The organism is Brevibacterium casei CIP 102111 (assembly GCF_900169275.1).
Lineage (GTDB): Bacteria > Actinomycetota > Actinomycetes > Actinomycetales > Brevibacteriaceae > Brevibacterium > Brevibacterium casei.
Map to the genome: position 1 here is coordinate 129,500 of NZ_FXZC01000001.1, position 12,756 is coordinate 142,255.

Annotated in this window: 9 protein-coding genes; 4 read left to right on the top strand and 5 right to left on the bottom strand. The window is 69.0% G+C overall.

Annotated elements, in window-relative coordinates; genetic code table 11:
* Positions 1-112: 112 nt before the first annotated feature.
* Positions 113-1,033 carry a LysR family transcriptional regulator gene (locus BC102111_RS00555; RefSeq protein WP_101623362.1) on the bottom strand — a complete coding sequence of 307 codons (921 nt, stop codon included), beginning with the start codon at positions 1,031-1,033 and terminating at the stop codon, positions 113-115.
* A 191-nt stretch (positions 1,034-1,224) separates the two neighbouring features.
* On the opposite strand from BC102111_RS00555, the gene BC102111_RS00560 reads away from it, so the two are divergent.
* Together BC102111_RS00560 and BC102111_RS00565 are read left to right on the top strand one after the other, a co-directional pair.
* Positions 1,225-2,559, top strand: a complete 1,335-nt coding sequence (locus tag BC102111_RS00560; RefSeq protein WP_180960554.1) for an aromatic ring-hydroxylating oxygenase subunit alpha — start codon at positions 1,225-1,227, stop codon at positions 2,557-2,559.
* Positions 2,560-2,639: 80 nt separating this feature from the next.
* Positions 2,640-3,872 (top strand): FAD-binding oxidoreductase, encoded by a 1,233-nt coding sequence (locus BC102111_RS00565; protein WP_232252521.1) that lies wholly within the window; start codon positions 2,640-2,642, stop codon positions 3,870-3,872.
* 9 nt (positions 3,873-3,881) lie between these two features.
* Here the strand turns inward: BC102111_RS00565 and BC102111_RS00570 are convergent, their stop codons facing one another.
* Positions 3,882-4,874 (bottom strand): proline racemase family protein, encoded by a 993-nt coding sequence (locus BC102111_RS00570; protein ID WP_101623363.1) that lies wholly within the window; start codon positions 4,872-4,874, stop codon positions 3,882-3,884.
* 31 nt (positions 4,875-4,905) lie between these two features.
* Positions 4,906-7,029 carry an oxidoreductase gene (locus tag BC102111_RS00575; protein WP_101623364.1) on the bottom strand — a complete coding sequence of 708 codons (2,124 nt, stop codon included), beginning with the start codon at positions 7,027-7,029 and terminating at the stop codon, positions 4,906-4,908.
* 235 nt (positions 7,030-7,264) lie between these two features.
* Here BC102111_RS00575 and BC102111_RS17920 point away from each other — a divergent pair, with 235 nt between their 5' ends.
* A complete protein-coding gene (locus tag BC102111_RS17920; RefSeq protein WP_232252520.1) occupies positions 7,265-8,095 on the top strand; it encodes a GntR family transcriptional regulator in 831 nt (276 codons plus the stop codon).
* Positions 8,096-8,175: 80 nt separating this feature from the next.
* On the opposite strand, the gene BC102111_RS00590 is transcribed toward BC102111_RS17920, so the two are convergent.
* Positions 8,176-9,684: an MFS transporter gene (locus BC102111_RS00590; RefSeq protein ID WP_081590970.1), complete on the bottom strand. Its 1,509-nt coding sequence runs from the start codon at positions 9,682-9,684 to the stop codon at positions 8,176-8,178.
* Positions 9,685-10,089: 405 nt separating this feature from the next.
* On the bottom strand, positions 10,090-11,676 hold the full coding sequence (locus BC102111_RS00595) for an aminotransferase class I/II-fold pyridoxal phosphate-dependent enzyme (RefSeq protein ID WP_101623365.1): 1,587 nt from the start codon (positions 11,674-11,676) through the stop codon (positions 10,090-10,092).
* A gap of 90 nt (positions 11,677-11,766) precedes the next feature.
* Here BC102111_RS00595 and BC102111_RS00600 point away from each other — a divergent pair, with 90 nt between their 5' ends.
* Entirely contained in the window at positions 11,767-12,756 is a 990-nt protein-coding gene (locus BC102111_RS00600; protein WP_101623366.1) for a LysR family transcriptional regulator, read from the top strand.

Here is a 12,756-nt window from a genome sequence, read left to right on the forward strand (position 1 = left end):
AATTCCGAACGGATTCCGCCGGGAGGAAGCGGCGTCAGCCGCGATGGAGGGTCGGCTGGGGTGGAGGGTCAGCGTGGCGAAGGCGACCCCGGCGGGTGGAAGGGGTCGCCCCTCACACCGCGCGTCGGGCGGCAGCGGCGGCCGCCTCGGCGAGGATTGTCAGTGCCTCGGCGATGAGCGGTTGATCGGCCGAACCGCTGCGGACCCCGGTGAGGATCTTTCGGGAGGGGACCGGGTCGCCTCGGAGGGGGACCCGGACGACGTCGTAGCCTTCGGGCAGGTGAGCGAGCCGGGGAGCGAGCGCGACGCCGAGTCCGGCGGACACGAGCGCCGCACCGGTCTCCCATTCGTGGGACTCGTGGGCGACCTCGGGGAAGAACCCTGCGGCCGCGCATGCCGTACGGACGAGCCGGTGGTAGGGCGTGCCGGGCCGGTCAAGGATCCACCGTTCCTCCGCCGCCTCACCGAGCGCGACCGACTCCCGACCGGCGAGACGGTGGCGGCTGGGGACGAGGAGGTCGAGACGGTCACTGAAGAGCGCCGACTGCTCGAAGCGGGTGTCGCTGCGCGGCGGCAGCGGATCGGTGGCGACGACGACGGCGATGTCGGCCTGGTCGGCGACGAGGAGGTCGAAGCACTCCTGCGGGTCCGCCTCGTTGATCCGCACGGTGCAGTCCGGATGCGCGCCCATCACCCGGTCGGCAGTGAGCGGGAGCAGGCTCGCCGCCGCCGTCGAGAACCCGCACAGGCGCAGCGTCCGCGTGCCCGTGGCGGGACCGATCGATGCGAGCTCGCCGCGGATCTCCTCCCACCGGGTGAACAGCTCCTGCGTGCGGTCGAGGAGCATCTGCCCCGCCGGGGTGAGTGCGAGCATCCGCCCGCGCTGCTCGAGCACGGTCACCCCGAGGTCCTTCGACAGGGTCCGCAGCTGGTGCGACACTGCCGACGGCGTGTACCCGAGCCGCTCCGCGGCGGCGGTGACGGTGCCGACCTCGGCGAGCACGCGGAGGACGTGGAGACGACGATCGATCATGCAATATTCTTGCATGATCGCGGACAAAATGATTCGCTTCCTTTCGCCGAGGTGGGGGCGGAGACTGAGAGGGAACGGCGAAGTCCCTCCGGCGCTGGGTCCGCGCCGCGACAGCCGCTGCGAGGCGGTCGCTGCCCGGGGTGCTCGGTCGCCGGCGCCGATGACCCCGACGCGACAAGGTGGTGGAACCGATGACCCTGCTCCCCGACAGCACCGTCGATCCCCGAACGCGGGCACGCGGGCTCGATCCCGACAGGACGGTCGTCCCCGGAACGGATCCACGCGGGCTCGATGAGCTCATCGACGAGCGCCGACCCGGGTACTCGCTCGAGGCCCCGTTCTACACCAGTCCCGACTTCTTCGCCCGCGATGTCGAGGCGATCTTCGCCTCGACGTGGATCTTCGTCGGCTCCGTCGCCGAGGTGCCCGAACCCGGCGACTTCGTCACCATCGACATCGGCACGTACTCGGTCATCGTCATCCGCGATGACGACGGCGAGATCCGTGCCCACCACAACGTCTGCCGCCATCGCGGGACGAGACTGCTGAGCGACCTCGCCGGATCGGTGGGCAACATCGTCTGCAGCTACCACCAGTGGACCTACACGCCCCGCGGTGAGCTCATCTCCGCGGGAGCACAGGGACCGGGCTTCGATCCCGCCTGCTTCTCCCTGCGCTCGGTGAGCGTGCGCACCATCGCCGGGCTCATCTTCGTCTGCCTCGGACCCGAGCCGGACGACATCGACGAGGTGGCCGACGTCATCGCGCCGTACATCGCCCCGCATGACATCGCCGGAGCGAAGGTCGCAGCACAGGTCGACCTCATCGAGGACTCGAACTGGAAGCTCGTCATGGAGAACAACCGCGAGTGCTACCACTGCGAGGCCGGGCATCCGGAGCTCACCTGCACGTTCTTCCCCACCTACGGGTACGCCCCCGAGGAGATCCCACCCCGGCTGCAACCGGCCTATCAGCGCTTCCTCGATGCCGAACGGCGACTCCACGACGACTGCGACCGCAACGGACTTCCCTTTGCCCTCGTCGAGGAGCTCAGCGGCCGCCCGACCGGGTTCAGGATCGAACGCGCCGCCCTCGACGGACACGGCGAGTCGTACACCATGGACGGGTCGGCCGCCTCGGCGAGACTGCTCGGCGACCTCGACACCTTCTCCCTGGGCCGGGCCTCACTCCATGTCCAACCGAACATGTGGTTCCACGCGATGGCCGACCACATCGTCACCTTCAGCCTCGTCCCCCTCGCCGCTGACAGAACGCTCGTGCGCACGACGTGGCTCGTCGACGCCGAGGCGGAGGAGGGCGTCGACTACGACCTGGAGAACCTCACGACGGTGTGGATGAAGACGAACGAGCAGGACGCCGCCTTCTGCGAACGCGGTCAGCTGGGGGTGTCGTCGCCGGCGTACCTGCCGGGGCCCTATGCCCCCACCGAGGCGCATCTCGACGAGTTCTGCACGTGGTACATCGAACGGCTGAAGGCCCACAGAGAGAGGGTGTGCGGGCGATGAGGTACGTGAGGTCGCCGTTCCCGCTCGTCGCACCGGAAACGCCGAGCAGGTCGAGGTTCCGAGTGCCGGGACGGGAGATCGTGGGAGACGCTCGGGCGGTCGGGTTGGCTGTGGCGGCAGCGACTTCGCCGGCAGCGACGTCGCCGGCAGGCGACGGGAGGGCCGGCGCGACGCCAGCATCGACCCCCGCTGCCCGACTCCGCGGCACGGACGGACTCCGCGACACGGGCGAGCTCCGCGACGCTGACGAGTTCCGCGACACGGACGAGGGGATCACCGGTCTCGCCGTCTGCACAGCCATCACCGCGAACACCCACGACGTCATCACGATTGAGCTGTGGACACCGTGGCTGAACAGGGCCGACTTCGAACCCGGCCAGTACCTCACGGTGCACGTGCCCGAGCTCGGACTCGACCGCTGCTACTCGATCTCCTCGGCGCCGTTCGGCACGAACACGCTGACGATCACCGTCAAACGACAGGCGGGTCCGGTCTCGGCCTACCTCCACGACCGGCTCCGGGTCGGCGACCGACTCCATGTCGACGGGCCGTACGGCCTCTTCAGCACGAGCTTCCATCCCGCCCGCCGCCACCTCTTCGTCTCCGCGGGGTCGGGGATCACCCCGATCATGTCGATGGTCCGTGCGCTGCTCGCCCGCAATCCTCCCGAGACGATCGACATCGTCCTCCTCCACAGCGCCTCGACCCCCGACGACATCGTCTTCCGCACCGAACTCGACCAGTTGGCCGAGGTCCCCGGGATCACCGTCATCACGATGTGCTCCCGCGACTCCGCGACCGAGGTCTGGAGCGGTCCGCGCGGTCGGATCCGCCGGGACGTCCTCGAGTCGGTCACCGACCTCACCGAACGGGAGGCCTTCGTCTGCGGGCCCAGCGGATTCATGGACACCGTCCGTTCCCTGCTCGCCGAGGCGGGGGTGAGCCGAGTGCACGAGGAGACGTTCGCCTTCGCGACGACTCCCGCGCAGCGGCTCGCTCGCCGCAGAACCCCGGCGACGGAGGGTGTAGGCGCGACAGTCTCCGCGGGACTACCCTTCACCGTCGAGTTCGCCGCGAGCGGCCTGTCCGTCGACTGCGACGCCGAGACGACCGTGCTCGATGCCGCGCTCGCCGCAGGACTGACCGTCCCCTCGTCATGCGAGTCGGGCATGTGCGGGACGTGCAAGTCCGACCTCCTCTCCGGAGAGGTCGAGATGAGCCATGAGGGCGGCATCCGTCCGAAGGAGATCGCCGCCGGGAAGTTCCTTCCCTGCTGTTCGACGCCGCTGAGTGACCTCGTCATCGACCGGTGAGCAGGCCGCTCACCGCAGGACGAAGCCCGGGACGAGGTCATCCTTCGGGTCGACGGTGAAGCTCGACTCAGCGACTTGGTGCGCCGTGCCGGTGACGACGGGGACGACGCCGTCATCGGTGACGTCGAGGACCCGCGCGGTGAAGCGCGTGCCGACGATCGACTCGTGGACGAGCCGCTGCCCGTCACCGAGCTCGCCGGTCGCATGGAGGGCGGCGACCCTTGCCGCTGTGCCCGACCCACACGGGGACCGATCGACCTGCCCGTCGGCGAAGATCGTGACATTGCGCTGGTGGAGCTCGCCGGCTGAGGTGGTGCCGAGCCGGTCGACGACGATCGTCCCGTACACCCCGCTCAGCCGCTCGTCATCCGGGTGGACGGTCAGCGGATGTCCGCGCAGTCCCGCCTTCACCTCCCGTCCGAAGGCGATGAGCTCGCCGAGGCGGTCGGGAGTGACGTCGATTCCGCTGTCCTCGACACAGGCGTAGAGCGCCCCGCCCCATGCGAGATCGACCTCGACGGGACCCCGGCTCGTCTCCACCGTGACTCCTGAGGCGACGAGGCGGCTGGGCACATTGACGAAGTCGACGGCGGTCACGGCGCCCTCGGCGTCAGTGTGCACGCTCGCCCTCACCCTGCCCGAGGGGACGTCGATGACGACCTCGGTGGGACCCGCCTCGGCGGGGCGGATGAGCCCGGACTCGACCGCCCAGACACCGAGCGCCATCGTCCCGTGACCGCACGCGGTGGAGAACCCGTCCTTGTGCCAGAAGAGGACGCCGAGGTCCGCGCCGTCATCATCAGGCGGGACGAGGAACCCGCCGTACATGTCGGCATGCCCGCGCGGTTCGAAGCAGAGCAGCCGACGCAGTCCGTCGACCTCTGCGCTGCCGATCGCGTATGCCCGCCGGTCGGCGACGGTGGACCCGGCGATGTCGATCGGTGGGTCCGCGACGATCCGGAACGGCTCCCCGGCCGTGTGGTAGTCGACCGTCTTTATCATCACTGTGGGTCTCCCTTTCCCTGACACTGCGTCACAGTCCCATCCCGACCCGCAGGCCCTCGAGCACCGCAGCATGGATGTTGCGGGAGGCGACGGCGTCTCCGATCCGGAAGAGCGCGAAGGACCCAGCAGCCTCGGCGGGCTCGGCACGCCTGGCGGGACCGGGCTGCTCGGCAGCGTCGGCAGGGTCGGCGGATTCGTCAGCCGTGGTGGGACGAGACGATGGCCCGGTCCCGGGCTGCGGGCGCCCGTGCACCCAGGCGTCGAGGTCGATCTCGCCCCGGTTGTGTGAGCGCTCGCGCAGCTCGAGGTAGACGTCGTCGTTGGGCACCGTCCCGTGATCGACGACGACGGCATCCGCCTCGACCGCGGACTCGAGATCGGAGTACTCGTTGCGCAGTCCTGCCCGGACCCGCGTCCCCTCGGGCGTTGCCGCGACGAGGCGCTCGCCGAGGCGGACGTCGACGCCGAATTCGGAGAATGCCCGCAGGTAGGCGGGGGAGTTCATCGAGCCGACGTCGATGCCGATGGTCCGCTCGGGACTGACGTAGACGACCTCCTGTCCGCCGCGGGCGAGGCGTTCGACGGCATCGAGGGCGGGATAGGCTCCGTGGTCGTCGAAGACGAGCACCCGGGACTTCGCGCGCAGATGATCGTCCATGACGTCCCAGACGTCGAACGGCTGGGTCCCGCCGAGCGGAGGTCCGGTGTCGGGGATCCCCCCGGTGGCGACGATGACGACGTCGGGATCGAGGGCGAGCACCGCCTCGGCGTCGGCGAAGGCGTTGAGACGCAGATCCACACCGTGTTTGGCGCACTGCTGGACGCGCCAGTCGACGATCCCGATGAGGTCCCGGCGGCGCTCGGAGCGGGCGGCGATGCGGACCTGACCGCCGGGCGCGGAGTCGGCCTCGAGGACGGTGACCCGGTGCCCGCGGACCGCGGCGACGCGGGCGGCCTCGAGACCTGCGGGGCCGGCCCCGACGATGACGACGTGCTTGACCTCGGCGACGGAATCCTTCGGGACCTCCTGCGGGAGATCGGCCTCCCGGCCGCTCGCAGGATTGTGGATGCACGTCGCCGAACCGGAGGTGTAGATGCTGTCGAGGCACATGTTCGCGCCCACGCAGGGACGGATGTCGTCCTCACGGTGCTCGGCGATCTTACGGACGAGATGGGGGTCGGCCAGTTGCGCCCGCGTCATCCCGACGAGATCGAGACAGCCGTCCTCAATCGCCCACCGGGCGGTCGGCACGTCGGCGATGCGCGCGGCATGGAGGACGGGGATCTCGATCGCCTTCCGGATCCTCCGACAAGTCTCGAGCCACGGGGCCGAAGGGGTGCCCATGCCCGGGATCGCCTCGGCGAGCACCCTGTCGGAGCCGATCGTGCCGACGTTGAGGTTGAGGAAGTCGATGCCGTGGGCGGCGTAGACCTCGAGCACATCGGTTGCGCGGTCTTCGCGCATCCCGTCGTCGCGGCGCTCGTCGACGGCCATCCTGATGCCGACGAGGAACCCGTCGGGCACGGCCTCCCTGACGGCGTCGATGATCCGGAGGGGGAAGCGCGTGAGATCGGCGAGCCCGCCGTTGCAGTCGTCGGTGCGCTCGTTGAGCCAGGGCGCGAGGAACGCATCAAGGAGATGACCGGCATGCATGATCTCGATGCCGTCGAAGCCGGCGTCGGCGACCCGAGCGGCCGCGGCGGCGAAGTCGGCGACGATACGATCCATGTCGAAGTCCTCGAGCGCCTTCGTGAACGACCGGTGCGCGGCCTCACGAGTGCGCGAGGGGGAGACGAGCGGCAGCCAGTCGCCGGTGAAGTTCGACGAACGCATGCCCAGGTGCGTCGCCTGGATCATCACCGCCGCTCCCTCGGCATGACAGTCCTCGGCGATGGCGGCGAGCCACGGGGTCACCTCGTCGGTCGAGAGGTCGATGTTGCCGAAGGCCGCAGGAGAGTCGCGCGAGACGATCGCGGATCCGCCGATCATCGTCAGGCCGACGCCGCCGCGCGCCTTCTCCCGGTGGTAGAGGCGGTACCGGTCCTTGGGCATGCCGAGTTCGGTGTAGGCCGGCTCGTGCGAGGTCGAGACGATGCGGTTGCGCAGAGTGAGTCCGCCGAGGTCGTACGGCTGGAGCAGCGGGTCGTCCATTCCTCCTCCATCGCAGGAACGGGTTCCCTTCCGGGAACGAGCGGAATAGGTAATCGATTACCGACTACCCTGCTTCCATCGTCGATTCTCCGGGCTATGCTGTCAATAGCTCTGCGAAGTTTGTGCGGGAGTCGGACGAGCAGATCGCGCGGGAGTTCAGCGTGCAGGTTTGTGCGGGAGAGTTCGGCCGGAACTCCGGCGAGCAGATCGCGACAGGTGAGCGAGGAGGATGAGCATGGATCGACCAGCGGCACCACCGTCGCTGCGCGAGCACGCGCTGGCGATCATCCGCGACGCGATCGCCACCGGAGAGCTCGACGAGGAGCGGATCTACTCCGCCGCGGGACTCGCAAAGCAGCTGGGCATCTCACTCAGTCCGGTGCGCGAAGCGATGATGGCCCTGGTCACCGAAGGCACCGTCGAGGCCGTGCCCAACCGCGGGTTCCGGCTCGTCCCGGTCACCGAGGCCGACCTCGAGGAGATCATCCGCATCCGTGTGCTCCTCGCCGTCCCCGCCGTCCGCGAACTCTGCCGGCAGTTGAGAAGTGCGGGCTCCGACGGCGGGACTCCGGACGCCGGCGACCCGGAGATCGCCGGGACTCCGGAGGCCGGCGACCCGGAGATCGCCGGGACCGGACCCGCAGGGGAGGCCGCCGATCCCGACACAGCCCACCCCGACACAGCCCACCCCGACACAGCCCACCCCGACACAGCCCACCCCGACATCGGCGACCGGATGCGGCAGCTGCGCGAGCACGCCGAGGCCACCGTGGCCGCTGCCGAGGCCGGGGACATCGTCGGCTTCTACACCCACGACCGCCGGTTCCATGAGTCCCTGCTCGCCTTCGGCCTCGGATCCCGGGCCGCGGAGATCAGCCTGCGCCTGCGCGATCAGTCGCGCATCGGCGGGCAGGCGCCGGTCGGAGGGGTCGCGGTCGAGGACATCGCGGTCACCTCGGCGAAGGAGCTCATCGACATCGTTGACCTCATCGAAACCGGGGCCGATGATGAGGTGGCCGAGCTCGTCACCCGCAACCTCTACTTCTTCCGGCGCACGGAGGCCTGAGCCGCCCGAGACGACCGGCGCCCCTCGACGCGGGCGGCCAAGCGCGGGCGTCGAGGGGCGAGAACGGGAAGGGCGAGCGCTTACCTCCCGGCGCCGATCGGCATCGTCTCCGGGTCGATGTCGGGGTTGTCGTCCTGGGTCTTCTCGAGCTCGACGGCCTCCTCGTGCGAGCTCACGGTCGGGAACGACCCGAGGAGGGGCCGGTGCGCCGACTCCTTCATGAAGCACACGGCGACGAACGCGATCACCGAGAAGAACATGATGTAGAAGGCAGGCATGTACGAGTTGCCGGTGAGGTCGATGAGCGCCTGGCTGAACAGCGGAGTCGTGCCGCCGAACAGGGAGACGCCGAGGTTGAAGGTCAGTCCCATGCCCCCGTAGCGCGAGGCGGTGGGGAAGAGCGCCGGCAGCGTCGAGGCGAGGCAGGCGATGTAGAACGCCGCGGGGACGGCGACCATGAAGAGGGCGATCGTCACCGCCCACATCTCACCGATCTGCATGACCGCGAAGGCGGGGACGATGAGGACGATCGTCAGCCCGGCGGCGAGGCCGAAGACGAACTTCCGCCCGAGCCTGTCCGAGAGACGTCCGATGAGCGGCAGGCTCGCCGACATGAGGACGAGCACGGGGATCGTCACGACGGCTGCCTGGATGTTCGAGACCTTGACCGTCTCCTCGAGGTAGGTCGGCATGAAGCTCGTGAGGGCGTAGCCGATCGTCTGCGATCCCGCGACGATCGCGATGCCGATGAGGATCTCCTTCCAGAAGTGACGGATGACGCCGATGAGCCCGTGGCGGGCGTAGGGGTCGTCGTTGTCCTTCGTCACGAGGCCCTCGTGCTGGGCCGCTTCGAAGCCGGGGGTCTCGGGAATCTTCATCCGGAACCAGATCGCGACGACGCCGAGCGGGATCGCGACGAGGAACGGGATCCTCCAGCCGCCGTCGACCATCGCGTTCTCGCCCCAGATGCTCGTCGTCACCACCGAGGTGATGGCGACGGTGCCCGCACCGGCTGCGAAGCCGAGGTACGAGCCGACGTCGAGCCACGACGCCCAGTAGCCGCGCGACTTGTCGGGAGCGAACTCGGAGACGTAGGTCGTCGCACCGGCGTACTCGCCGCCGGTCGAGAAGCCCTGGATCATCTTGAGGATGTAGAGGGGGATGATCACCCACAGTCCGACCTGGGCGGCCGTGGGGAGCATGCCGATGAGAGCGGTGGCGGTGGCCATCGTCGCCATCGTGAAGAAGAGGACCTTCTGCCGGCCGATCTTGTCGCCGAGGGGTCCGAGCACCATGCCGCCGAGCGGGCGGACGAGGAACGAGACCGCGAAGCCGAGCAGGGTGACGAGCAGACCCATCTGCTTGTCCATGCCCTCGGTGAACACGGTCGTCATCGTCACGGCGAGGTAGCCGTAGACGCCGAAGTCGAACCATTCCATGAAGTTGCCGACGGTGGTCCCGCCGATCGCGGTGCGGATGGACTTCGGTTCGACGACGATGCAGTCATCGGCATCCAAACGCTTCTTCCTCCGCTTGATGCGGAAGGGCTTTCGGCCTTCCCTGGACGGTTCCGAGTGGCCGGTGGTCATCTGCGAATCCTCACGTTGACAGCAGTGCAATCGCCGCTCACATGCTGGGCGGCAAAAAGACAATGCAGAACATCATTGCGCGGTGTGCAAACCATGTCAACAGTCGGAGTGAACCGGATCACGCAAGAAAGATTGTTTCCCTGGTGCGCGATGCGACCGTACTCGGGGCGGTTCGAGGGTGCAGGAGCCCTTGTGTGACAAGGCAGAGACGACCCTGCCGATCATCGACCTCGGCCGTGTTCGTCACCTCGGCAGATGTGATCATCACGACCCCCGCCGAGGTGGGTGTGCGTTCCCCGCCGAGGTGGTGCTCCGATTCGTCCGGGACCGGAGTTCCTGCCTCAGAAGAAAAGCGTGCGGACCCCATCGAGACGGGATCCGCACGCCCTCGAGGCGATGCTCAGATCAGAGCGGAGAGTCTCCTGCGTGGGGATCGCGGACGACGCGGAAGGACTCGAGTCCGGGATCGACGCTGCCGCGGACGTGGCCGGACGGGCTCGCGGCGACGGCCTGGAGGAAGGCGACTGTCTCCTCGGTGATCTCCTCACCGGGAAGGACGTTCGGAATCCCGGGCGGGTACGCCGCGAGCGAGCTCACGCTGATCCGGCCGGCCGCCTCGGCGGCGGGGACGACCTCGGACTCGGCGAAGAACGCCTCACGGGGGAGCATGACCAGATCACCGGCGCTCGGCAGCGGCGGGATCTCGACGGGGGTGTCCTCGACAGCGTCCTCGACTGCTGCCGTGCCGACTGCTGCCTCGTCGTCCGCGGCGGCGTCGACCGTCGCCGCGTGCTCGTCCCGGAGTTCGTCGAGGGCGGTGAGCAGCGGGGTGATGTCGGGGGACTTGCCGAGTCCGATGAGCGCGACGAGGGTGGTGGCCGTGGCCATCTCGGCGAAGATGCCGTAGTCCTCTGCCAGGCGCTTGCGGATCGTGTGCCCGTCGAGGCCGGTGGCGGTGATGTCGATGGGCAGGCGGAACGGGTCGATGTCGACGACGTCGGGATGACTGAGGAAGTCGCCGGAGAGCAGGCGGTAGCGCCCCGTCCCCTCGACCTGGGCGCGCATGTGCCGGATGTTCTCGAGCGAGTCGGTGATCGCGTCCTCGGCGTTGACGAGCTCCCGGCGGGCGATGTCGATCGACGCCATGAGGTGGGCGTTCTCGCTCGTCGAGGCCGTCATCATGAAGGCGCGGGCGAGTGCCGGCTCGAGGCGATCGGCGTATTCGGTGTCGCCGAGGTGGAGGAGAGCGGACTGGGTGAAGGAGCCCGCGAGTTTGTGGGTGCTCATGATGACCATGTCGGCCCCGAGCGTCACCGGGGAGGCCGGCAGGTCGGGGTGGAAGCCGAAGTGGGCGCCCCAGGCCGCGTCGACGACGAGCATCGCGCCGGCCTCATGGGCCACCTCGGCGAGTGCCGCGACGTCGGCGACGGCACCGAAGTAGCTCGGGGTGACGAGGTAGACCGCGGTGACCTTCTCCGGGTGCATGCGGATGGCGTGGCGCAGGGCGTCGGGGGTGACGCCGTGGGCGATGCCGTTGACCTCATCGACGCTGGGGGACACGAAGCGGGGGTTGAGTCCGGCCAACACGATGCCGTCGATGAAGCTCGAGTGGGCGCTGCGCTGGGTGATGACTCCGGTGCCGAGGGTGCCGATGGCCAGGGCCGCCATCCGGTTGCCCTGGGAGGAGCCGTTGGTGAGGAACCAGGTCCGCCTGGCCCCCCAGGCTTCGGCCGCCAGCTGCAGCGCTTCGTCCTTGGGGGTGTCGACGCCGAGGTCGATGCCGTCGAAGAGTGGGGGGATGTCGAGGGCGAGCGTGTGCTCGCCGAAGAAATCGGCCTGACCTGCGGAGATCCCTTCCCGATTGCCGCCGTGCCCCGGAGTCGAGAGGAAGAGCGAATCGCGGCCCGCCGCCGTCGCGAGGGCGTCGGCGTAGGGCGCGCGCGTGTGCGCGCGGGCGGTTGCGGGCATGGGGGAGTCCTGGTGCACGGTCATGTCTCCAATGTAAGGAGCGAGGAGTCTGAGGAGAATACCAAGTTTCCTCCCGTACTCTATAGCCACTATAGAGATCATGGGGGTAGACCAATGGAAGTCCTCGATACTCGGGGTCTCGTGGCGCTGCGCGCCGTCGCCGACTCCGGGTCGGTCGCCGCAGCGGCCTCAGCGCTCGGCTGGAGCCAGCCCACGGTCAACCATCACCTCGGCAACCTCGAACGATCGCTCGGGGCCACGCTCGTCGATCGCACCCCGCGCGGATCGCACCCGACGACTGTCGGCGCCCTCGTCGTCACCCGCGGCGTCGAGATCCTCGGACTCTGCGACCGCCTCATCGACGAGGTCGGCCTGTGGCGCGACTCCCAGGCGGTGCCGGTGAAGATCGGAGCCGTTCCGACCGTCGGCGCCCGCGTCATCCCCAAACTCCACCACGAGCTGCAGAAGCGGCCGCGCTGGCACCAGGACTCTCCGGGGCTCGGGGCGGCGCTCGACGTGACGATGGACGAGCACGCGAAGCTCGTCTCCCGCCTCGAAGCCGGGGACCTCGACCTCGCGCTCCTCGTCTCGACCGACGTCGACAAAGTGTGGATCCCGCCGAGCCTCACTGCCGAGCACCTCTACTCCGAACGGCTCTTCCTCTGCGTGCCCGCGTCCGTCGGTCCCATCCCCGTCGATGCCCACGGGATGCCGGACTTCGCCGCCCTCGTCACGCAGTCGTGGGCCTTCAGCATCGACCCGGGCGACGCGATCGACGAGGTCATCCGGGCGCTGTGCCTCGCCGCGGGATTCGAACCCCGGGTGGGCATGCGGATGGACGACTACGCGGCGATCAACCGGATGATCGCCGCCGGACTCGCCGTCGCGATGATCCCTGAGTCGTCACTGCCGAGCGATCCCGAGATCGACGTGGTGCCGATGCCGCTCACAGCCGCCCGCCGCGACGTCCTCCTCGTCTCCCGTGCCCGGGTGCTCGGTCCGAGCCGCCGACCCGCGCGCCACGATCCGATCGCCGCCGCCCATTCCGCCGCCCTCGCCGAGGTGGACGCCGACGTCCGCACGGTCACCGCGGTCTGGCGGTGA

Bases quoted from the DNA above. Each gene is read 5' to 3' on its own strand.
- BC102111_RS00555 (WP_101623362.1), bottom strand. From the start codon at position 1,033: ATGATCGATCGTCGTCTCCACGTCCTCCGCGTGCTCGCCGAGGTCGGC.
- BC102111_RS00560 (WP_180960554.1), top strand. From the start codon at position 1,225: ATGACCCTGCTCCCCGACAGCACCGTCGATCCCCGAACGCGGGCACGC.
- BC102111_RS00570 (WP_101623363.1), bottom strand. From the start codon at position 4,874: ATGATAAAGACGGTCGACTACCACACGGCCGGGGAGCCGTTCCGGATC.
- BC102111_RS00575 (WP_101623364.1), bottom strand. From the start codon at position 7,029: ATGGACGACCCGCTGCTCCAGCCGTACGACCTCGGCGGACTCACTCTG.
- BC102111_RS17920 (WP_232252520.1), top strand. From the start codon at position 7,265: ATGGATCGACCAGCGGCACCACCGTCGCTGCGCGAGCACGCGCTGGCG.
- BC102111_RS00590 (WP_081590970.1), bottom strand. From the start codon at position 9,684: ATGACCACCGGCCACTCGGAACCGTCCAGGGAAGGCCGAAAGCCCTTC.
- BC102111_RS00595 (WP_101623365.1), bottom strand. From the start codon at position 11,676: ATGACCGTGCACCAGGACTCCCCCATGCCCGCAACCGCCCGCGCGCAC.
- BC102111_RS00600 (WP_101623366.1), top strand. From the start codon at position 11,767: ATGGAAGTCCTCGATACTCGGGGTCTCGTGGCGCTGCGCGCCGTCGCC.